This window comes from Streptomyces sp. NPDC002825, from assembly GCF_040295385.1.
Lineage (GTDB): Bacteria > Actinomycetota > Actinomycetes > Streptomycetales > Streptomycetaceae > Streptomyces.
On sequence record NZ_JBEOVH010000009.1, the window covers coordinates 133,363 to 154,078 of the forward strand.

Annotated in this window: 16 protein-coding genes; 9 read left to right on the plus strand and 7 right to left on the minus strand. The window is 71.9% G+C overall.

Going from position 1 to position 20,716, the window contains the following annotated elements:
• Positions 1-15: 15 nt before the first annotated feature.
• Positions 16-498, minus strand: a complete 483-nt coding sequence (locus ABT041_RS14780) for a MarR family winged helix-turn-helix transcriptional regulator (protein ID WP_351183927.1) — start codon at positions 496-498, stop codon at positions 16-18.
• A gap of 236 nt (positions 499-734) precedes the next feature.
• Between ABT041_RS14780 and ABT041_RS14785 the strand changes: the two genes are divergently transcribed.
• The gene (locus ABT041_RS14785; protein WP_351183929.1) at positions 735-1,574 is read left to right on the plus strand and encodes a lysozyme; all 840 of its coding nucleotides are present in this window, start codon (positions 735-737) and stop codon (positions 1,572-1,574) included.
• A 197-nt stretch (positions 1,575-1,771) separates the two neighbouring features.
• Positions 1,772-2,656: a lytic polysaccharide monooxygenase auxiliary activity family 9 protein gene (locus tag ABT041_RS14790; protein WP_351183931.1), complete on the plus strand. Its 885-nt coding sequence runs from the start codon at positions 1,772-1,774 to the stop codon at positions 2,654-2,656.
• Positions 2,657-2,738: 82 nt separating this feature from the next.
• Here ABT041_RS14790 and ABT041_RS14795 read toward each other — a convergent pair whose 3' ends face one another.
• Together ABT041_RS14795 and lon are read right to left on the minus strand one after the other, a co-directional pair.
• On the minus strand, positions 2,739-3,332 hold the full coding sequence (locus ABT041_RS14795; RefSeq protein ID WP_351183933.1) for a DUF4240 domain-containing protein: 594 nt from the start codon (positions 3,330-3,332) through the stop codon (positions 2,739-2,741).
• 100 nt (positions 3,333-3,432) lie between these two features.
• Positions 3,433-5,844 (minus strand): endopeptidase La, encoded by a 2,412-nt coding sequence (gene lon / locus ABT041_RS14800; protein ID WP_351183935.1) that lies wholly within the window; start codon positions 5,842-5,844, stop codon positions 3,433-3,435.
• Between the two features lie 131 nt (positions 5,845-5,975).
• On the opposite strand from lon, the gene ABT041_RS14805 reads away from it, so the two are divergent.
• Together ABT041_RS14805 and ABT041_RS14810 are read left to right on the plus strand one after the other, a co-directional pair.
• Complete coding sequence (locus ABT041_RS14805; RefSeq protein ID WP_351183937.1) at positions 5,976-6,623, plus strand: GNAT family N-acetyltransferase; 648 nt, start codon at positions 5,976-5,978, stop codon at positions 6,621-6,623.
• Positions 6,624-6,732: 109 nt separating this feature from the next.
• Positions 6,733-7,254 (plus strand): hypothetical protein, encoded by a 522-nt coding sequence (locus tag ABT041_RS14810; protein ID WP_351183939.1) that lies wholly within the window; start codon positions 6,733-6,735, stop codon positions 7,252-7,254.
• 13 nt (positions 7,255-7,267) lie between these two features.
• On the opposite strand, the gene ABT041_RS14815 is transcribed toward ABT041_RS14810, so the two are convergent.
• Positions 7,268-7,909 (minus strand): TetR/AcrR family transcriptional regulator, encoded by a 642-nt coding sequence (locus tag ABT041_RS14815; RefSeq protein ID WP_351183941.1) that lies wholly within the window; start codon positions 7,907-7,909, stop codon positions 7,268-7,270.
• 183 nt (positions 7,910-8,092) lie between these two features.
• On the opposite strand from ABT041_RS14815, the gene surE reads away from it, so the two are divergent.
• The 5 genes from surE (at position 8,093) to ABT041_RS14840 (ending at position 15,955) form a co-directional block, all read left to right on the plus strand.
• A complete protein-coding gene (gene surE, locus ABT041_RS14820; RefSeq protein WP_351183943.1) occupies positions 8,093-9,184 on the plus strand; it encodes a 5'/3'-nucleotidase SurE in 1,092 nt (363 codons plus the stop codon).
• Between the two features lie 84 nt (positions 9,185-9,268).
• On the plus strand, positions 9,269-9,940 hold the full coding sequence (locus tag ABT041_RS14825) for a spermidine synthase family protein (RefSeq protein ID WP_351183945.1): 672 nt from the start codon (positions 9,269-9,271) through the stop codon (positions 9,938-9,940).
• Between the two features lie 71 nt (positions 9,941-10,011).
• Positions 10,012-10,749, plus strand: a complete 738-nt coding sequence (locus ABT041_RS14830; protein ID WP_030688813.1) for a response regulator transcription factor — start codon at positions 10,012-10,014, stop codon at positions 10,747-10,749.
• 56 nt (positions 10,750-10,805) lie between these two features.
• Positions 10,806-11,858: a HAMP domain-containing sensor histidine kinase gene (locus ABT041_RS14835; RefSeq protein ID WP_351184112.1), complete on the plus strand. Its 1,053-nt coding sequence runs from the start codon at positions 10,806-10,808 to the stop codon at positions 11,856-11,858.
• 311 nt (positions 11,859-12,169) lie between these two features.
• On the plus strand, positions 12,170-15,955 hold the full coding sequence (locus ABT041_RS14840) for a multifunctional oxoglutarate decarboxylase/oxoglutarate dehydrogenase thiamine pyrophosphate-binding subunit/dihydrolipoyllysine-residue succinyltransferase subunit (protein WP_351183947.1): 3,786 nt from the start codon (positions 12,170-12,172) through the stop codon (positions 15,953-15,955).
• Positions 15,956-16,042: 87 nt separating this feature from the next.
• Here ABT041_RS14840 and fxsT read toward each other — a convergent pair whose 3' ends face one another.
• The 3 genes from fxsT to ABT041_RS14855 form a co-directional block, all read right to left on the minus strand.
• Complete coding sequence (fxsT, locus tag ABT041_RS14845; protein ID WP_351183949.1) at positions 16,043-19,060, minus strand: FxSxx-COOH system tetratricopeptide repeat protein; 3,018 nt, start codon at positions 19,058-19,060, stop codon at positions 16,043-16,045.
• Between the two features lie 59 nt (positions 19,061-19,119).
• Positions 19,120-20,397, minus strand: coding sequence for an HEXXH motif domain-containing protein (locus ABT041_RS14850; RefSeq protein ID WP_351183951.1), 1,278 nt, complete (start codon positions 20,395-20,397; stop codon positions 19,120-19,122).
• A gap of 75 nt (positions 20,398-20,472) precedes the next feature.
• Complete coding sequence (locus tag ABT041_RS14855) at positions 20,473-20,679, minus strand: FxSxx-COOH-like cyclophane-containing RiPP peptide (RefSeq protein WP_351183953.1); 207 nt, start codon at positions 20,677-20,679, stop codon at positions 20,473-20,475.
• Positions 20,680-20,716: the final 37 nt, after the last annotated feature.

Genomic DNA, 20,716 nt, shown 5'->3' on the forward strand with positions numbered 1-20,716 from the left:
TCCGAGGCCTGCCGGTCAGCCCTCCGAGCGGACGTTGAAGTGGTTGAGGAGGCGGGCGAGTTCGGCGACCTCGGCGCGGTCCCAGTCGGCGAGTTTGCGGACGTAGCGTTCGCGCCGGGCGTCGCGGACGCTGCGGAAGCGGCTGCGGCCCTCCTCGGTGAGGCGGACGAGCGAGGCGCGGCCGTCGGCGGGGTCGGGGTCGCGGGCGACGAGCCCGAGGTCCTCCAGGGCACGGAGCTGGCGGCTCATGGTGGCCTTGCCGACGCCGAAGTATCCGGCGAGTTCGGTGGCCCGCTGGGGTCCGGCGTCGTCGAGGCGTACGAAGAGGCCGTAGGCGGCGGGCTCCAGTTCGGGGTGGACCTCGCGGGCCATCTCGCCGGACTGGGCGCGGGCGCGGCGGAGAAAGACCGCCAGTTCCCGTTCGAGCGCGAGGAATTCCTGGTCCACACCACCTCCGCCGGTGACCCGGCCTTCATTTCCCGTACCGCTTCCGTGCACGTCAGCACCTCCCGCGCGCTTTCCGGTCGCTGAAAGTTTCTTCCGGCGACGTCCATCGCCGCAGCTCCTTCAGTATTTCGCAGGCATAGACCAACGGCGGCAACCAGGCCCCCTTCCGCAGGGCGGGTCTACGTGCGTAGCGTCTTCTCCGGCAGCCCTGAATGACATGTCCATTCCAGGCATTGTCGCCATGCCTGCCGCCACCGCTCCCCCACCGAGCCTTTCGGAGGCACGCAATGCGTGTGCACAGATCCGGAACGACCCTCGCCGGCGTCGCCCTCGCGGCCCTGGCCCTCCTCCTCCCCCTCGGCCTCTCCGGCACCGCCACCGCCGCCCAGGACCCCGGCGCCCGTCAGGCGATCCCCCCGCGCGGCTCCGCCTACATGGGCATGGGCGTGATCGCGCACGACGGCCAGGGCGCCAAGCCCGGCGGCTTCTCCACGCTGGCCACGTGGACGGAGGGCGTGGACGTCTCCAGCCACAACGGCAACGTGGCCTGGTCCACGCTGTGGAACAGCGGCGTGAAGTGGGCCTACGTCAAGGCGACGGAAGGCACGTACTACAAGAACACCTACTTCACCCAGCAGTACACCGGCTCCTACAACGTCGGCATGATCCGCGGCACGTACCACTTCGCCACCCCGGACACGACGAGCGGAGCGGCCCAGGCCGACTACTTCGTCAACAACGGCGGCGGCTGGTCGCGGGACGGCAAGACACTGCCGGGCGTGCTCGACATCGAGTGGAACCCCTACGGCGCGACCTGCTACGGCAAGACGGCCTCCGGCATGGTCGCCTGGATCCAGGACTTCGTGAACCGGTACAAGTACCGGACGGGCCGCGACCCGGTGATCTACACGGCCACGAGCTGGTGGAAGCAGTGCACGGGCAACTCCGCGGCCTTCTCCACCACCAACCCGCTGTGGATCGCGCGGTACGCCTCCGAGGTCGGTGAACTCCCGGCCGGCTGGCCGTACTACACGATCTGGCAGTACACGTCCTCCGGCCCGACGGTCGGCGACCACAACCACTTCAACGGGGACTACTCGCGCGTACAGGCCCTCGCGAACGGCTGACCGGCACCCTCTCCCTCAGGGCGGCCTCCCGGGTGTGCGGCACCCCGGGGGGCCGCTCCGTGTTTTTCCACCCACCCCCTTGCTCATTGGTATGGACCAATGCGAGGCTCTACGGCGATCGCCGGGATCCCAACTCCCGTGCGTTCCCAGCGCGTTGCTCGTTCCGTACTCCCCCACGCACGAGAGAGAGCCCCCGCATGCCGTCCTCCCGCCGTACCGCCACCGGCGTCGCCGCCCTGTCCGCCGCGGCAGCCCTCGTCGGCCTCACCCCCGCCGGCGCGAGCGCCCACGGAGCCGTCTTCAACCCCGTGAGCCGGATCGCCGCCTGCTACGCCGAGGGCCCCGAGAGCCCCGACTCACAGGTGTGCAAGGACCTCGTCGCCGACTCCGGCACCCAGCCGCTCTACGACTGGAACGAGGTCAACATCGCCAACGCCGCGGGCCAGCACCAGGCCCTGATCCCGGACGGCAAGCTCTGCTCGGCCAACCGCGAGAAGTACCGTGCCCTGGACTGGGCGCGCACCGACTGGCCCTCGACCGCCGTCGCGGCCGGCTCCTTCGACTTCAAGGTCCGGGTGACGGCCCCGCACTCGGGCACCATGACGGTCTACATCACCAAGGCGGGCTTCGACCCGACCCAGCCCCTGAAGTGGTCGGACCTGGACCCGACCCCCGTCGCCGTCTATGACACGGCCCGCACCGCGACCGACGGCTTCTACACCTTCACCGGCAAGCTGCCGGCCCGCACCGGCCGCCACGTCGTCTACAAGATCTGGCAGCGCAACGACAGCCCCGAGGCCTTCTACAGCTGCTCGGACGTCACCTTCGGCGGCACGGCGACGGCGACGACCCAGACGCGGCCCCAGGCGCCGACCGAGGCGAAGATCGCGGCGGGCGCCTCGCTCTCCACCGTGAGCCACGCCGGCCACGGCGGGGACGAGCAGCCCCCGGCCCTCTCCGCCGAGACCGCCGAAGCCCCCTCCTCGCCGCTCCCGATGGCCCTCACGGGCGCCGGCGCCCTCACCGTCTTCGCGGCGGGCAGCCTGCTCCTCGGCCGCCGCCGCGACTCCTCCGCGTCCTAGGGCCTGTCTGAGGGCCTGTCTGAGGGCCTGTCTGAGGGCCTGTCTGATCAATGCGCGCCGGACAGGCCCTGGGCGTCACCGCCTAGGAGCCGGAGGCGGCGAGCGGGAAGAGGGCGGTGAGCCGGGGCATGGCCGACCCCTCCGGCCGGGGCTCCCGAGACTCCTCGTCCTCTTCCCACTCCCCCGCCGCCTCCGCGGCGTCCTCCGCCTCCTCGACGGCGTCGAGGAACTCCTCGCCGTCGTCGCCCTCCTGGCCCGTCAGCTCGTCCCAGGCGTCCTGGGCGACGTAGTCGAGCTCCTCCCACTCGGGCCAGTCGTGGTCGCACCAGTCGTCGACGTGCCGGCCCACGAGCGCGCGAACCTCGGGCACGTCGGCCAGCGCGTCCGGGTCGGCGAGGACCGACTCGTACACCTTCCGTCCCTGGCCCACCAGCCAGAGCGTGAAGTAGTGCAGGCCGTCGTCCGAGCAGTGGCCGCCCTCGATGCGGTTCGCCGCCGTCCACATCGCGCGCGTGTCGGCACGCTCGGTCGCCCTCTCCAGACGCACCTGGAACTCCACGCTCTCGGCCGCCGGACGCCGCAGCAGCTCCGTCCGCAGCCACTCGAGGCGTTCGTCCCGGTCACCGGGGCGGCGGCTCAACTCGTCGATGAGAGCCCAGAAGGCGTCGTCGTTCATGCGTACGAGCATGCCAGTCCCGACTGACATCCGGGTAACGAGATCCCGGCGCGCCGGAGCGGGGTGCCGGGACCGGCACCCCGCTCCGGCGGGTGGGGAGTTACGCGGCCACGTCCACCGGCACGACCGCCGGGGCGAGGGCGATCTCCAGGACCTGGCGGACGTCCGTCACCGGGTGGACCTCCAGCTTCTCCAGGATCTCGGCCGGGACGTCGTCCAGGTCGGCCTCGTTCCGCTTGGGGATCACGACCGTGGTGATGCCCGCCCGGTGCGCGGCGAGGAGCTTCTGCTTCACGCCGCCGATCGGCAGGACCCGGCCGGTGAGGGAGACCTCGCCGGTCATGGCCACGTCCGTGCGGACGAGCCGGCCGCTCAGCAGGGAGGCGAGGGCGGTCGTCATGGTGATGCCCGCGCTCGGCCCGTCCTTGGGCACCGCGCCCGCCGGGAAGTGGATGTGCACGCCGCGGTCCTTGAGGCCGGTGACGGGCAGTTCCAGCTCCGCGCCGTGCGAGCGGAGGAAGGAGAGCGCGATCTGCGCGGACTCCTTCATCACGTCGCCCAGCTGGCCGGTGAGGGTCAGACCGGCGGCGCCCGTCTCCGGGTCGGCGAGGGAGGCCTCGACGAAGAGGACGTCACCGCCCGCGCCGGTCACGGCGAGTCCGGTGGCGACACCGGGCACGGCCGTCCGCCGCTCCGCCGGGTCCTGGGCCGACTCCGGCACGTGGTGCGGCCGCCCGATGAGCTCCCGCAGGTCGTCCGGGCCGATGGTGAACGGCAGCTCGCGGTCGCCCAGTTCGTGCTGGGCCGCGACCTTGCGGAGCAGCCGGGCGATCGACCGCTCCAGGGTGCGGACGCCGGCCTCGCGGGTGTACTCGCCGGCCAGCTTCCGCAGTGCCGACTCCTCCAGGACGACCTCGCCGGACTCGAGACCGGCCCGCTCCAGCTGGCGCGGGAGCAGGTGGTCACGGGCGATGACGATCTTCTCGTCCTCCGTGTAGCCGTCGAGGCGCACGAGCTCCATGCGGTCGAGGAGCGCCTCGGGGATGGCTTCGAGGACGTTGGCCGTGGCCAGGAAGACGACGTCGGAGAGGTCGAGTTCGACCTCCAGGTAGTGGTCGCGGAAGGTGTGGTTCTGCGCCGGATCGAGGACTTCGAGGAGCGCCGCCGCGGGGTCGCCGCGGAAGTCGGAGCCGACCTTGTCGATCTCGTCGAGCAGGACCACCGGGTTCAGGGACCCGGCCTCCTTGATGGCGCGCACGATCCGGCCGGGCAGGGCGCCCACGTACGTACGCCGGTGTCCGCGGATCTCCGCCTCGTCCCGTACGCCGCCGAGGGCGACGCGCACGAACTTCCGGCCCATGGCGTGGGCGACGGACTCGCCGAGGGAGGTCTTGCCGACGCCGGGCGGGCCGACGAGGGCGAGGACGGCTCCGCCGCGGCGGCCGCCGACGACGCCGAGGCCGCGGTCGGAGCGCCGCTTGCGGACGGCCAGGTACTCGGTGATCCGTTCCTTCACGTCGTCGAGGCCGGCGTGCTCGGCGTCCAGGACGGCGCGGGCGCCGCGGATGTCGTAGCGGTCCTCGGTCCGCTCGTTCCAGGGCAGTTCGAGGACGGTGTCGAGCCAGGTGCGGATCCAGGAGCCCTCGGGGGACTGGTCGCTGGACCGCTCCAGCTTCTCGACCTCCTTGAGTGCGGCCTCGCGGACCTTCTCGGGCAGGTCGGCGGCCTCCACGCGGGCGCGGTAGTCGTCGGACTCCTCGCCCTCGGCCTCGCCGTTGAGTTCGCGGAGCTCCTTGCGGACGGCTTCGAGCTGGCGGCGGAGCAGGAACTCGCGCTGCTGCTTGTCGACGCCCTCCTGGACGTCCTTGGCGATGGTCTCGGCGACGTCCTGCTCGGCGAGGTGCTCGCGGAGCTGGGCGGTGGCCAGCTTGAGACGGGCGACCGGGTCGGCGGTCTCCAGGAGTTCGACCTTCTGCTCGACGCTGAGGAAGGGCGAGTAGCCGGAGTTGTCGGCGAGGGCGCCTACGCCGTCGATCTGCTGGACGCGGTCGACGACCTGCCAGGCGCCGCGCTTCTTGAGCCAGCTGGTGGCCAGCGCCTTGTACTCCTTGACCAGTTCGGTCACGGAGCCGGGCAACGGGTCGGGCAGGGCCTCCTCGACGGTGCTGCCCTCGACCCACAGGGCGGCGCCGGGGCCGGTGGTGCCGGCGCCGATGCGGACGCGGCCGAGGCCGCGGATGAGCGCGCCGGGATCGCCGTCGGACAGCCGCCCGACCTGCTCGACGATGCCCAGGACGCCGGTGCCGGCGTAGGTTCCGTCGACCCGCGGCACGAGCAGCACGCGGGGCTTGCCCGCTCCGGTGCGGGCTGCGGCCTGGGCGGCCTCGACGGCGGCCCGTACGTCGGTGTCGGACAGGTCCAGCGGCACCACCATTCCGGGCAGCACGACCTCGTCGTCGAGCGGCAGCACAGGCAGAGTGAGCGGCACGGACGCCATGGACTCAGAAGCCATGATCTCCCCTTCGGCAGTCAAGTTGAGCTATACGCACTCAATGCTTGTGAGCACGGGGATGTTCCCGGACGTTCGTTCGCTCTGAGCGATCACCGCCACACACGTCCACATGGAGCCGATGTAATGGCTCAATGGATATAGGAGCTATTACCGATGCCTGGGTGGCGGGGTGGACCGTCTCTCGGGGCACCCCGCTGGCCGTCCCCGAGCCCTGGGGCTACCGGATCGACGTCGGTCTGCCCCGGCACGTCGTGCGGCACGTGCTGCCCGCCCCCGACGCGGCCTCCGTCGGCGCGCTGTGCGCCCGGCTGACCGCGCCGTACAGCTGGCTCAAGGTGATGGCGGGCCCCGAGGAGGCGGCGGCGTGGATCACCGAGGGGTGGACGGTCCCCGACGACCCGGGCTTCATGATGGTCAAGCCGCTGGACCCGGGCGCCCGCCCCGCGCCGCCCGAGGGGTACGCCAGGACCACCGAGGTCGAGGACGGCGTCATCCGCGTCCGGATCCTCGCCCCCGACGGCACCCTCGCCGCGCGCGGCCAGATCGCCCCCACCGGCTCCACCGCCGTCGCCGACCAGATCGAGACGGACCCCGCGCACCGGCGCCGGGGCCTCGGGGCGAACGTCATGCGCACCCTGGAGGCCGCCGCCGCGCAGGCGGGCGCCGAGACCGGCGTGCTCGCCGCGACCACGGACGGCCTCGCGCTGTACGACTCGCTGGACTGGCGCTACCGGGGGCCGCTCACCGGGATCGTCCGGACGGGACCGGAGGGGGACTGACGGGACCGGTGGGCGACCGGGGGCCCGGGAGGGTCCCGTCCTGCGGTGCGACGGGGGAATCCTTCCCGTCCGGCTGCGCGCGGGGCCCCGGTCGGGGCATGCTCGATCCATGGTGCGAGGCGTACGGGGAAGGTGGACGTGGTGCGGGGCCCTGCTGCTCGCGGGGATCCTGGCCGGCGGCGTGAGCGGCTGCGGCCCCGGGACGCCGTCCGCACCCGGGTCGCCGTCGAGCGTCAGCGCGCCGACCCCGACGACGGAGCCGGGCACACCGGCGGCGGACCCGCAGCCGGGCGAGGTCCTCGTCGAGGTGGTCGTCAACGGCGGTCTCGCCGGCGTCCGCAACCAGCTCGTCGTCCACTACGACGGCAGCTGGACCAGCCGCTCCGGCACCAAGCCGCCCCGGACCGGCAAGCAGACCCCCGCCGAGGCGGCCGAACTGCGGGCGGCCCTGGAGGACCCCGCGTTCGCCCTGGTCCCGGAGCGCCCCACGGGCAGCCCGATCCCGGACGGCTTCCAGTACTACGTCACCTACCGCCACCGCCTGGTCGTCGCGGACGACCACGAGCGTCCGCCCGCCCTCGAGCGCGTCTTCGCCGCCCTTCCGGAGGGCGGTCCGCCGACGAACCCGTGAGCGGGAGGCCCCGTCACTCCGAGGGCGCCGCGATCTCCGCGTACCGGCGCCGGAGGTAGGCGCCCACCCGGGCCGGCATGTCCATCGAGGACGGGTCGAGGGCCCACTGGATCTGCAGGCCGTCCATCACGGCGAGGTGTTCCCGGGCGACGGCCAGGCAGTCGGTGTCGGCGCGGAGCTCGCCCGAGCGCACCGCCTTCTCCAGGAGTGCGACGGTGCTCCGGAGCACGCGCGCGTAGCGCTCCTTGAAGTAGTCGTGCGCGGGATGGCCGACGTTGCCGGACTCGCCCACCAGGACGTTGAACATCCGGACGATGCCGGGGCGCCTGGTGTTCTCCTCGACGAGGGAGACGAGGGTCTCCAGATAGGCGGCGTACGACTCGGGTTCGACGCCGAGCAGGCGCTCCACGTCGTGCTGTTCGCTCTGCGCGAGGACGGAGAGGAGCAGGTCCTCCTTGCTGCGGAAGTGGTGGAGCAGGCCGCCCTGGGTGATCCCGCAGTCGTGGGCGATGCGGGCGAGGGAGGAGGCGTGGAAGCCCCACTGGCCGAAGTGCTCGACGGCGGTGTCCAGGATCTTCCGGCGGCGCGCGTCACCGACCGCATAGCTGCCCCTGCCTGCGCTTCTGCGGGTCGCCGGGCCCGTGTTCTCCGCCATGCGGACACCTTAACCGGGCCGGAAAACCGGACCTCCGCCATGTGATCCAGGACACAAACACGAAACCTAGTGGTCACTCGGTTTTCACGCTTAGCCTGAGGCCGCCAGAGGCCGGCACCGCCGTCGGCCCGGGCCCGGCCCGTGGGGGGCCGGGCCCCGGATCTCTTCCCGTACCCGCCTGTCATGCCCATGAAGGGACCGAACAGCATGCGCTCGCACCTCGCGCTCTCCGCGGCCGCCGCCGTACTCGCCGCCACCGCCGGCGCCACCGCCTACGCCACCACCCCCGACAGCACCGAGAGCTCCCTCCCCCTCGCCGGCATGCGGATCCTGATCTCCAACGACGACTCGATGCAGGCGGCGAAGGCGAGCAACTCCGACGGTCTCGGCCTGTACGAGCTCCGCCGCGCGATGTGCGCCGCCGGGGCCGACGTCGTCGTCATGGCGCCCTGGCAGGTCCAGTCCGGCAAGGGCACCGCCGTCACCAACGGCGGCGTCCTCACCGCCCAGCGCCGCACCGCCCTGCCCGCGGGCTACGAGGACGACTGCGCCCAGGCGCCCTCCGGAGGCGCGGTCTACGGCGTCTGCCTCTCCGCCGGCCCGTGCGTGAAGGACTCCCCGTCCGCCACCCCCGCCGACACCGTCAAGCTCGCCCTGCGCGCCGGCCTCAGGGCCAAGGCCGGCTGGACCGAGGCCCCCGACCTGGTCCTCACCGGCATCAACTCCGGTCCCAACGTCTCCGCGAGCGTGAACGACTCCGGCACCGTGGGCGCCGCCGTCGCCGCGATCGACCAGGGCGTGCCCGCGATCGCGTTCTCCTCCTCCGGCGACGAGACGAACACGGCCTTCCCGCGGGTCAACTACCGCGCGAACGCCGAGTTCGGCGCCCGTTTCGTCGCGGGCCTCGAGCAGCGCGAGCTGCTCACCCCGGAGTTCGCCCTCAAGGTCGACTACCCCGACGTCAGCGCCGGGCAGCGGGCCGGGGCCCCGGTCTGGACGCGCGTCGGGGACGGCGCCGTCGTCTACCACGCCTTCGAGCAGCGCGGCGGCGGCGACTCCTTCGACATCACCCTCGGCCTCTGCCCGGTGGACGGCACCGGCGAGGGCGAGTGCGCCGAGGGCCGGAAGGACGCCGACTCCACCTGGCTGCTCGACAAGGGCCACGTCACCGTCGCCCCCGTCACCTGGGACCGCACCTATGGCAGCCCGGTCGGCGCCCGCCGCGAGCTGAAGGCGATCGAGCGGTACGTGGAGCGGGAAGCCCCGCGCCCGTAAGGCTCGTTATGCGTTTGTCCCGGCCGTCGCCGCTTCGCGAGGATGGCCGGGACGAACCGTACGCACACGAGCCACGGAGTGATCATGACCAGCCCCGTCACCCTCGACCGCCGTGAAGGGCCGTACGGAGAAGTTGTCCTGCGCCGCCGTGCCGAGCACTACGAGATCATCGCCAACGGCACCTTCCTGATGGACACCTCCGACGGGCGCTCCGAGCGGCTCCTGATCGACGCGGCGATGGCCGCCCTGCCCGAGCCGACCCGTACCGGCGCCTCCGTCCTCATCGGCGGCCTGGGCGTCGGCTTCTCCCTCGCCCACGCCGCCGCCGACCCCCGCTGGGGCCGCATCACGGTCGCGGAGCGTGAGGAGGCGATCATCGACTGGCACCGGCAGGGCCCCCTCGCCGCGATCTCCGGAGCCGCGCTCGCCGATCCGCGGACCGTGATCCTGCACACGGACCTGGTGACCTATCTCCGTACCACCACGGACACCTACGACGCCCTCTGTCTGGACATCGACAACGGCCCCGACTGGACGGTCACCGAGGACAACGAATCCCTGTACTCGGCCGAGGGATTGGCGGCCTGCGCGGCCCGTCTCCACCCCGGCGGGATCCTCGCCGTGTGGTCCGCGCAGCCGTCCGCCGATTTCGAAGAGTCGTTGCGGAATGCCGGATTCAGCGGGGTACGGACGGAAGAGATCCCCGTTGCCCGGGGCGTCCCCGACGTGGTCCACCTCGCCGTCCGTCCCGGATAACTCCTGGATAGCCGGGACGCCGTCGGTACCTCTAGGCTGCTGCACCGACATCGGCGACGCGAGGCGGGGCAATGGAGCAGACACACACCACTCACCACGGTGCGGCGGCCACTCCGGGGGCCCAGCGGCGCGTCCTGGTGGTCGAGGACGACGCCACGATCGTGGAGGCGATCTCCGCGCGGCTGCGCGCCGAGGGCTTCCTCGTCCAGACCGCGACCGACGGTCCCGCGGCCGTGGACGCGGCCGAGGCCTGGCAGCCGGACCTGATGGTCCTGGACGTCATGCTGCCCGGCTTCGACGGCCTGGAGGTGTGCCGCAGGGTCCAGGCCCAGCGCCCCGTCCCGGTCCTCATGCTGACCGCCCGCGACGACGAGACCGACATGCTGGTCGGGCTCGGCGTCGGCGCGGACGACTACATGACCAAGCCGTTCTCGATGCGCGAGCTGGCCGCCCGGGTGCACGTGCTGCTGCGCCGGGTCGAGCGGGCCGCGCTCGCGGCGGTCACCCCGCGCAGCGGGATCCTGCGCCTGGGCGAGCTGGAGATCGACCACGCGCAGCGCCGGGTCCGGGTCCGCGCGGAGGACGTGCACCTGACCCCGACCGAGTTCGACCTGCTCGTCTGCCTGGCGAGCACGCCGCGGGCGGTCCTCTCCCGCGAGCAGCTGCTCGCCGAGGTGTGGGACTGGGCGGACGCCTCCGGCACCCGGACGGTGGACAGCCACATCAAGGCGCTGCGCCGGAAGATCGGGGCCGAGCGGATCCGTACGGTCCACGGCGTCGGTTACGCGCTGGAGACCCCGGCGCCGTGAACCGGCCGGGGCCCGGGAGGCCGCACGGGGGACGGGGACCGCACGGGCCCCGTCGGATCGTGATCTCGATCAAGACCAAGCTGGGCGCCCTGGTCGTGGGGGCGGTCCTGCTGACCTCCTGCCTGGCCCTGGTCGCGATCCGCACGTCCACGGAGTTCCGGTACATCACGATCTTCGCGATGATCGCGACCCTGCTGATCACCCAGTTCGTGGCGCAGTCCCTGACGGCTCCGCTCGACGAGATGAACACGGTGGCCGGGTCGATCTCCCGCGGGGACTTCAGCCGGCGGGTGCGGGGCGCGGACCGGCGGGACGAGCTGGGCGACCTCGCGTCGACGATCAACCGCATGGCGGACGACCTGGAGGCCGTCGACCGGCACCGCAAGGAACTCGTGGCGAATGTCTCGCACGAGCTGCGCACGCCGATCGCGGCGCTGCGGGCCGTCCTGGAGAACGTCGTGGACGGGGTGTCCGAGGCCGATCCGGAGACCATGCGGTCGGCGCTGAAGCAGACGGAGCGGCTCGGCAGGCTGGTGGAGACCCTGCTCGACCTGTCACGTCTTGACAACGGTGTCGTCACGCTCCGGGCGAGCCGTTTCGAGGTCTGGCCCTATCTGTCGGGGGTGCTGCGGGAGGCGAACCTGGCCGCCTCCCAGCGGGGCCTGTCGTCCACCTCGGGCCTCCACCGGCGTACGGACGTGCATCTGCACCTGGACGTGTCGCCGCCCGAGCTGGTCGCCCACGCGGACGCGGAGCGGCTGCACCAGGTGATGGCGAACCTCATCGACAACGCGGTGAAGCACTCCCCGCCGCACGGCCGCGTCACGGTGCGGGCCCGGCGCGGCCCGTATCCGGACTCGCTGGAGCTGGAGGTCGAGGACGAGGGTCCCGGCATCCCGGAGTCGGAGCGGCACAAGGTCTTCGAGCGGTTCAACCGGGGCTCGGTCCCGGACCGCCAGGGTCCCGGCAGCGACGGCGGCACGGGCCTCGGGCTCGCGATCGCCCGCTGGGCGGTGGATCTGCACGGCGGCGGGATCGGAGTGGCCGAATCGTCACGCGGCTGCCGCATCAGAGTCACTCTTCCGGGCAGCCTTCCCCCGCGGGATTGACGTAGGGTTCGAACCGGAAGCGCACGTTCTGCGTGTACGTGAGCGGGACCTGTGTATACGTGAGCAGGACCTGCGCCTACGTGAGCGGGACGCGATCAGGGGTGCGGCCGAACCGGGCCGTGCTCGCGCTTTTCCGTACCCTCACACATGCGGAACCACGCTTGTTTCCCGCCATTCATGGCATCGAAACACCCTGTCAAGTGTGACTTGCGCAACGTTGGAGTGCCTGGCCTGCACCTCTCGGCCGGACAGGCGTAGCCTTTATTTCCGCTGTCCATCACCTTGCGAAGCGGAAGAGGGCGGTTGCCGCCGTGTCGTCTCAGTCCCCCAGTACCCCGAGCTCCCCGGCAGACCAAGACGGGCAGGGCGTGAGCCCCGCAGCCGCCTTCGGTGCCAATGAGTGGCTCGTCGACGAGATCTACCAGCAGTACCTCCAGGACCCGAATTCGGTCGATCGTGCCTGGTGGGACTTCTTCGCCGACTACAAGCCCGGAGCGTCGGAGACCCCGGCCGCCCCGGCCACCACCACGCAGAGCGCGCCCGTCGCGCCGCAGGCGGGCCCCGCACAGGCCGCGCCTTCGGCTCCGGCGGCCGTTCCGGCCCCCGCGCCCGCCCCGGTCGCGGCCCCGGCTCCCGTGAAGCCTGCCGCGGCCCCCGCGCCGGCCGCCGCGAAGCCGGCCGCCGCCGCCCCGGCCCCGGTGAAGGCCAAGGAGGCCACCGAGGCCCCCGCCGGCCCCGAGCTGATCACGCTGCGCGGCCCCGCCGCCGCGGTCGCGAAGAACATGAACGCCTCCCTCGATGTGCCGACGGCCACGTCCGTCCGCGCCGTCCCGGTGAAGCTGCTCTTCGACAACCGGATCGTGATCAACAACCACCTGAAGCGCGCCCGGGGCGGGAAGATCTCCTTCACGCACCTCATCGGCTACGCGATGGTGCAGGCGATCAAGGCCATGCCGTCGATGAACTACTCCTTCGCGGAGAAGGACGGCAAGCCGACCCTGGTCAAGCCGGACCACGTGAACTTCGGCCTCGCGATCGACCTGGTCAAGCCGAACGGCGACCGCCAGCTCGTCGTCGCGGGCATCAAGAAGGCCGAGACGCTCAACTTCTTCGAGTTCTGGCAGGCCTACGAGGACATCGTCAAGCGCGCCCGCGTGGGCAAGCTGACGATGGAGGACTTCACCGGCGTCACGGTCTCCCTGACCAACCCCGGCGGCCTCGGCACCGTCCACTCCGTGCCGCGTCTGATGCCCGGTCAGTCCGTCATCATGGGCGTCGGCTCGATGGACTACCCGGCCGAGTTCCAGGGCACCTCCCAGGACACCCTGAACAAGCTGGGCATCTCCAAGGTCATGACCCTGACCTCGACGTACGACCACCGCGTCATCCAGGGCGCCGCCTCCGGCGAGTTCCTGCGCGTCGTCGCCAACTTCCTCCTCGGCGAGGAGGGCTTCTACGACGAGATCTTCAAGGCCCTGCGCATCCCCTACGAGCCGGTCCGCTGGCTCAAGGACATCGACGCCTCGCACGACGACGACGTCACCAAGGCCGCGCGCGTCTTCGAGCTCATCCACTCCTACCGGGTCCGCGGCCACGTCATGGCCGACACCGACCCGCTGGAGTACAAGCAGCGCAAGCACCCCGACCTGGACATCACCGAGCACGGCCTCACCCTGTGGGACCTGGAGCGCGAGTTCGCGGTCGGCGGCTTCGCCGGCAAGTCGATGATGAAGCTCCGCGACATCCTCGGCGTGCTCCGCGACTCGTACTGCCGCACCACCGGCGTCGAGTTCATGCACATCCAGGACCCGAAGCAGCGCAAGTGGATCCAGGACCGCGTCGAGCGCCCGCACTCCCGCGTGGAGCGCGAGGAGCAGCTGCGGATCCTGCGCCGGCTGAACGCGGCCGAGGCCTTCGAGACCTTCCTGCAGACGAAGTACGTCGGCCAGAAGCGCTTCTCCCTGGAGGGCGGCGAGTCCGTCATCCCGCTGCTCGACGCGGTCATCGACTCGGCCGCCGAGTCGCGCCTCGACGAGGTCGTCATCGGCATGGCCCACCGCGGCCGCCTGAACGTCCTGGCGAACATCGTCGGCAAGTCGTACGCGCAGATCTTCCGCGAGTTCGAGGGCAACCTCGACCCGAAGTCGATGCACGGCTCCGGCGACGTCAAGTACCACCTGGGCGCCGAGGGCACCTTCACCGGCCTGGACGGCGAGCAGATCAAGGTCTCGCTCACCGCCAACCCCTCGCACCTGGAGGCGGTCGACCCGGTCCTCGAGGGTGTCGTCCGCGCCAAGCAGGACGTCATCAACAAGGGCGGCACGGACTTCACCGTCCTGCCCGTCGCCCTCCACGGCGACGCGGCCTTCGCCGGCCAGGGCGTCGTCGCCGAGACGCTGAACATGTCGCAGCTGCGGGGCTACCGCACCGGCGGCACGGTCCACATCGTCATCAACAACCAGGTCGGCTTCACCGCCGCCCCGGAGTCCTCGCGTTCCTCGATGTACGCGACCGACGTGGCCCGCATGATCGAGGCGCCGATCTTCCACGTGAACGGCGACGACCCGGAGGCCGTGGTCCGCGTCGCGCGGCTCGCCTTCGAGTTCCGCCAGACGTTCAACAAGGACGTCGTCATCGACCTCATCTGCTACCGCCGCCGCGGTCACAACGAGGGCGACAACCCGCAGTTCACCAACCCGCAGATGTACAACCTGATCGACAAGAAGCGTTCGGTGCGCAAGCTGTACACCGAGTCGCTCATTGGTCGCGGCGACATCACCCTCGAAGAGGCGGAGCAGGCGCTCCAGGACTTCCAGGGCCAGCTGGAGAAGGTGTTCGCGGAGGTCCGCGAGGCCACCGCCGCCCCGGCGTCGGCCACCGTGCCGGACGCGCAGGCCGAGTTCCCGGTCGCCGTCACCACCGCGGTCTCCCAGGAGGTCGTGAAGCGGATCGCCGAGTCGCAGGTCAACATCCCGGAGCGGATCACGGTCCACCCGCGTCTGCTCCCGCAGATGCAGCGCCGTGCCGCCTCCATCGACGACGGCACCATCGACTGGGGCTTCGGCGAGACCCTCGCCATCGGCTCCCTGCTGATGGAGGGCACCCCGGTCCGCCTCTCGGGCCAGGACTCCCGCCGCGGCACCTTCGGCCAGCGCCACGCGGTCCTGGTCGACCAGGAGACCGGCGAGGACTACACCCCGCTGCTCTACCTGACCGAGGACCAGGCCCACTACAACGTCTACGACTCGCTGCTCAGCGAGTACGCGGCGATGGGCTTCGAGTACGGCTACTCGCTGGCCCGCCCGGACTCCCTGGTCATCTGGGAGGCCCAGTTCGGTGACTTCGTCAACGGCGCGCAGACCGTCGTCGACGAGTTCATCTCCTCGGCCGAGCAGAAGTGGGGCCAGACCTCCGGCGTCACGCTGCTCCTTCCGCACGGCTACGAGGGCCAGGGCCCGGACCACTCGTCCGCGCGCCCGGAGCGCTTCCTCCAGATGTGCGCCCAGGACAACATGACGGTCGCCATGCCGACGCTGCCGTCGAACTACTTCCACCTCCTGCGCTGGCAGGTGCACAACCCGCACCACAAGCCGCTCATCGTCTTCACCCCGAAGTCGATGCTGCGCCTGAAGGCCGCGGCGTCCAAGGTGGAGGAGTTCACCACCGGCGGCTTCCGCCCGGTGATCGGCGACACGACGGTCGACCCGGCGAACGTCCGCAAGGTCGTCTTCTGCGCGGGCAAGGTCTACTACGACCTGGAGGCCGAGCGTCAGAAGCGCGGTGACACGGAGACCGCGATCATCCGTCTGGAGCGCCTGTACCCGCTGCCGGGTGCCGAGCTGCAGGCCGAGATCGCCAAGTACCCGAACGCCGCGAAGTACATCTGGGCGCAGGAGGAGCCGGCGAACCAGGGTGCCTGGCCGTTCATCGCGCTCAACCTGATCGACCACCTGGACCTGGCGGTCGGTGCGGACATCCCGGCGGGCGAGCGCCTGCGCCGGATCTCGCGTCCGCACTCCTCCTCCCCGGCGGTCGGCTCGGCCAAGCGCCACCAGGCGGAGCAGCAGCAGCTGGTCAACGAGGTCTTCGACGCCTGATCGACCACTCCGTACGCGTACGGAAGGAGGCCCGGCACCCCGCGTGGGGTGCCGGGCCTCCGGCGTTTCCCGCTGTCGTACGGGCGGTCAGCCCAGGTTGGCCTCGAAGTCCCAGTAGGGCCTGTTGCGCTGGCGCGCCGACAGGGTGTGCGGGTGCTGGGCGCCGAGGGTGCGGGTGAGGGTGAGCAGGGCGTCCTCCTCCAGCTTGCTCGCCTCCTCGTTCTCCCTGAGGCCGCGCAGGTCGGTGGCGAGGGCCACCTGGCTCGACAGGGTGAGCGGGTGCTCGTTGCCGAGGGTGTGCCGGGCTCGGCGCAGGGTGTCCCGGCTGAGCTCGGCGGCGTCGTGCACCCGTCCGTTGAAGTTGCGGGCGGCACTGGTGTTGAGCGCGCAGCCGAGCACCCAGGGGTGGTCGGGGCCGAGCGAGGAGGCCAGTCCGGCGAGCGCGGCCTCCAGGATGGCCAGGGCGTCCGCGCGTTCGCCCGACGCCTGGAGGACGAGGGCGGTGTTGGCGAGGACGCCGGTGGCGACCGGGTGCGCGGGACCGAGGAGGGCGCGGTAGCCGGCCTCGGCCTCGTGGCTGAGCTCGCGGGCGTGGTCGAGGTCGCCGTGCTCGCGCAGGAAGTTGGCGTAGTTGTTGAGGGAGGTGAGCGTGATGTAGTGGGTGCGGCCGTGCACCTGCTCGAGCTGGTCGAGCAGGCTGGCCATGGTGGCGCCGAGATCCTGCTGGAAGCCGCCCTCGCGACGCCGGCACAGGGCGAGCTGGGTGCGGGCGTAGAGGGTCTGGAGGTGCTGGGGGCCGAGCACCTGCACATGGCGCAGGACGTTGGACTCCTGGCGGGCGAGGGCTTCGCGGTACTGACCGAGCAGACGCAGGTCGTGGACGAGGGCGTTGCTGGAGTTGAGGGTGTGGGAGTGGCGTTTGCCGAGCACCCGCTCGCTGCGGGCGAGGGTCTCGGCGTCCGACTCGTACGCCTCGCGGAAGCGGCCGAGCTGCCGCAGGGTGACGCCGAGGTTGTGCCGGGCGACGAGGGTGGAGAACTCGCTCTCGCCCAGCAGGCGTTCGGCGTCGGCGAGCACCTGGCGCTGGAGCTTCTCCGACTCCTTGTACTGGCCGAGGAAGCGCAGGTCGCTGCAGATTGCGTTGTTGGAGAGCAGCGTGCCGAGGTCGTTGGGGGGCTGTGCGGCGGCGAGGCGGTCGCGCTGGGCGAGGTCGAGGTCGTACGCGTCGCGGAAGCGCCCGAAGGAGCGCAGGATGTTGCCCTGCTGGGTGGTCAGGTCGAGCATGGGCTGGTCCAGCGGGCCCATGAAGGTGGACCAGTTGGCCCGGATCTTCTCGGCGAGCTGGACGCCGGCCTTGAACTCGCCGCTGCGGAAGCAGTAGCGCAGGCAGTTGAGCACGGCGGTCTGGACGCGCGGGTTGCGGCTGAGGAGCGCTCCGGAGGGCTCCAGATGGGGCAGGAGTTCCGCGTAACGGGGCCAGTGCCGGCTGTCCATGGGGTTGCCGGGGTCGGCCTCGGCGAGCAGGGTGCGGACGGCCTTGCGGTGGGCTTCGCGGTGGTCGCCCTCGGTGAGCCGGGCGACGATGTCGTGGACGAGCCGGTGCATGTGCACGGACTCCTGGTGGGGCCCCACCTCGGCGTTGTTGACGGGCCCCCGGGTCTCGCGGGTGAGCACCGAGTAGTTGACCAGGGTGTCCAGGGCCCGGGACCAGGCGGCGAGGTCGGTGACCATCCAGCGCAGGTCCTCGGGAAGGTCCGCCTGCGGATAGGCGCGGATGAGACCGAGCGGGATGCGCCCGGGGGCGAAGGAGGCGCACAGGCTGAGCACGTCGATGGCCTGCGGCTGCGCGCGTCGGAGCCGGTTGATCAGTATCGACCAGGAGGTCAGGGATGCCTGCGGGAAGCCGTCGCCGGACGGTTCGACGGCGGAGATCCGTCCTTCGCGGACCATGTGCAGGTATTCGGAGACGTCCATGCGGGACTCGCCGAGCCAGGCCGCGGCCTGGACGAGCGGCAGCGGGACGTCCCCGAACTCGGCGGCGACCTCGTCGGCCTCGGGCGCCGTGACGTGCGGGGCGCGCCGCATCAGGTAGGCGGTGGACTCGGCGCGGTCGAAGCCGGGGACTTCGAGGATGTCGGTGTAGTCGCCCCAGCCGCGGTTGCGCGAGGTGACGAGGACGTGGCCGGGGCCGTGCGGCAGCATGACGTTCACGCCGTCCGTGTCGTCCCAGCCGTCGAAGACGATGAGCCAGCGGGAGTGCGGGTCGCCCCGGCGCAGGGCCTCGCGGACGGCGCGGATGCGTTCGCCGGGTTCGTTGCCGGTGGGGAGGCCGAGTTCGGTGGCGAGCTCGCCGAAGCGGTCGCGCTGCACGTTGCGGTCGTCGGAGCTGACCCACCACACGACGTCGTAGTCGGAGCTGAAGCGGTGGGCGTACTCGGCGGCGAGCTGGGTCTTGCCGATGCCGGACATGCCGAGCAGGGTGCACGCGGCGCTGCCGCGCTCGGCGTCCATGAGCCGTTCCTGGAGCTCGGTGAGCAGGTCGTCCCGGCCGGTGAAACGCGGGTTGCGGCGCGGGATCTCGCCCCAGATCTCGGGAGGGGTGTCCGGGAAGCGGACGAGTGCCCCGGCGGGCAGCCGGCGGCCGGTGACACGGCGGGGCTCGATGCCGAGCCGGCTGAGCAGCCGGGCTTCGGCCTCCTCCTCGCCGACGCCCCACAGGCTGACGGGTTCGAGGACGGCGGTGGCCGGGAGCAGGGTCCGGTTGGTGAGGTTGACCGCGGCGAAGCGGTCGGCGTGGGCGGCGACGAAGCCGCGCAGCGCGTCGTTCCACTCGCCCGCCGGGCGCGGGCCGAGCTGGAAGAACCAGTCGTCCAGGACGAGCAGCACCTGGCCCCTGGCGAGCAGCAGGTCGCCGAGCGAGTCCTCCAGGGGCACCTCGCGGGGCGGGTCCCAGCGCTGCAGGCTCGCGCGCACCCCGTACGCGTCGAGCCGTTGGTTGATCCAGGTCGCCCACGGGCGGTGATAGCCGGGGAAGACCACGAGGACGTGTTCCGGCGCTCTTCCGGCCCCGTGGTCCGCCGTACCGCCCGACCGCTGTTCCGCCATCTGTCGTGTCTCCCGTCCCGCTCGCGCGCAACGCAGTGTCATGTGCCGTGGGCACAGTGTTACCCAGCGACCAGGGGAGTCGCGCCGAGGCTCACGTGATGTCGCCTCATGTGATGCACGAACTCCCGCCCCTCCCCGGTCAGTTCATCGGATTCAAGCAGGATCGGCAGCGCCGCGCCCACCTGATCGTGGATGTCGTCGAACTGGTGCCCGGCAGTGGTCCTCCAGGCCGTGGGCACCCCGTCGGTGGTGGCCACGCGCCGCCACAGATCGGCCAGGGCCAGATGCGCGTAGGCGCCGTGCAGCACGCCGGCGACGGGCCGCGGGTCCGGGCGCCAGCCGACGCGGTGCACGGCGTCGCGCCCGGGGCCGTACAGCGGCACGAGTTCATGGAGCGTCGCCAGTTTGCTGTGGTGCAGCTCGTGCACGAGCGTCTCGGCCATCCCCGGGGGTCCCTCGGGCAGCGAGGTGAGTACGGCTCCGGGGGCGGCGCTCAGGGTGCCGCCGAGATGCCGGGGCCCGTGCGGCAGGACCGGGACGACCGCGCGGACGCCCCGGGCCACCTCGTCGGCCCGGCCGGGGTCCGTACGGACGAGGAGGTCCTGGGCGGCACGCCAGAGGGCGGACCAGGCGGCGTGGTCGGTCTCGGCGGGGTCGGCCGCGATGACCGCCATGCCGCCGCCCGCTCCCGGCGGTACCCGGTACGGATCGAGGTCGTCGAGGCGCGTGGCGCTGTGGGGCAGCGTGCGGATCGCGCTCCAGCCGGGTCCGCGGCCGGTGAGGAGACCGCGGCCCCGGCCGGTCGTGGTCAGGACGGCGGGCGCGGCATGGTGGGAGCCGTCCGGGTGGAACCGCGCGGTCCGCTCTTCGGCGCTGATCCGGACCCGGTCGGCGGCCACCCGCAGCCGGCCCACGCCGGGCAGCGCAAGCAGGCCGTCCGGGGTCTCCACGGTCAGGTCGAGCGGGCCGCCGCCGCGCAGGGCGGCGGTGACCGCGAGGTGGTCGAGGTGGCCGAGCAGCCGGTCGAAGGAGGGTCCGGCGGGCTCGATGAGCGCGCCGGCCAGCCAGGCGCCGGTCGTCGGGTAGTCGAGGACGTCCCGGACCACGGCGGGATGGTGTCGCTCGACCCGTTCGAGCAGGTCCCAGGAGCGCTCGAAGCGGTCGAGCGCGCCCGGTCCGACGGACGCCCGCTGCCGGTGGACCCGGACCAGGAGCGCCTTGAGCAGCAGCAGCCGTCGGGCGTGCAGGGCGGATCGCAGCAGGGCGAGCCCGGCCGGAGCGGGGCTGATCCGGGCCAGTTGGGCGAAGACGGATGCGGGCAGGGAGGCGGCGCTCACTCCCGCCTCCCCCGGCCGACGGGCGGTGCGCATCTGGCCGGAAACGGTCGGTCGGCGCGCCCCTCGCGCCGGCGGTCAGCCGTGGACCTTGGTCCCGGCGCCCTCCGTCCAGGAGTCGGCCAGCTCCTGCGGGTGCCAGAGCACCCGCTCGACGGCCGCCGCCAGGTCGGGATCGTCCATGAAGCGCAGGGTCCGCAGGTCCACGCCGGTGAGATCGGGCAGGCGCCGTGGCCGTCCCCCGACCCGGTCGACGCCTGCGATCCGCTTCGTGTGCTCCAACACCGTCGGCTCCTCCTCACCTGCCCTTGCCCCCCACGGT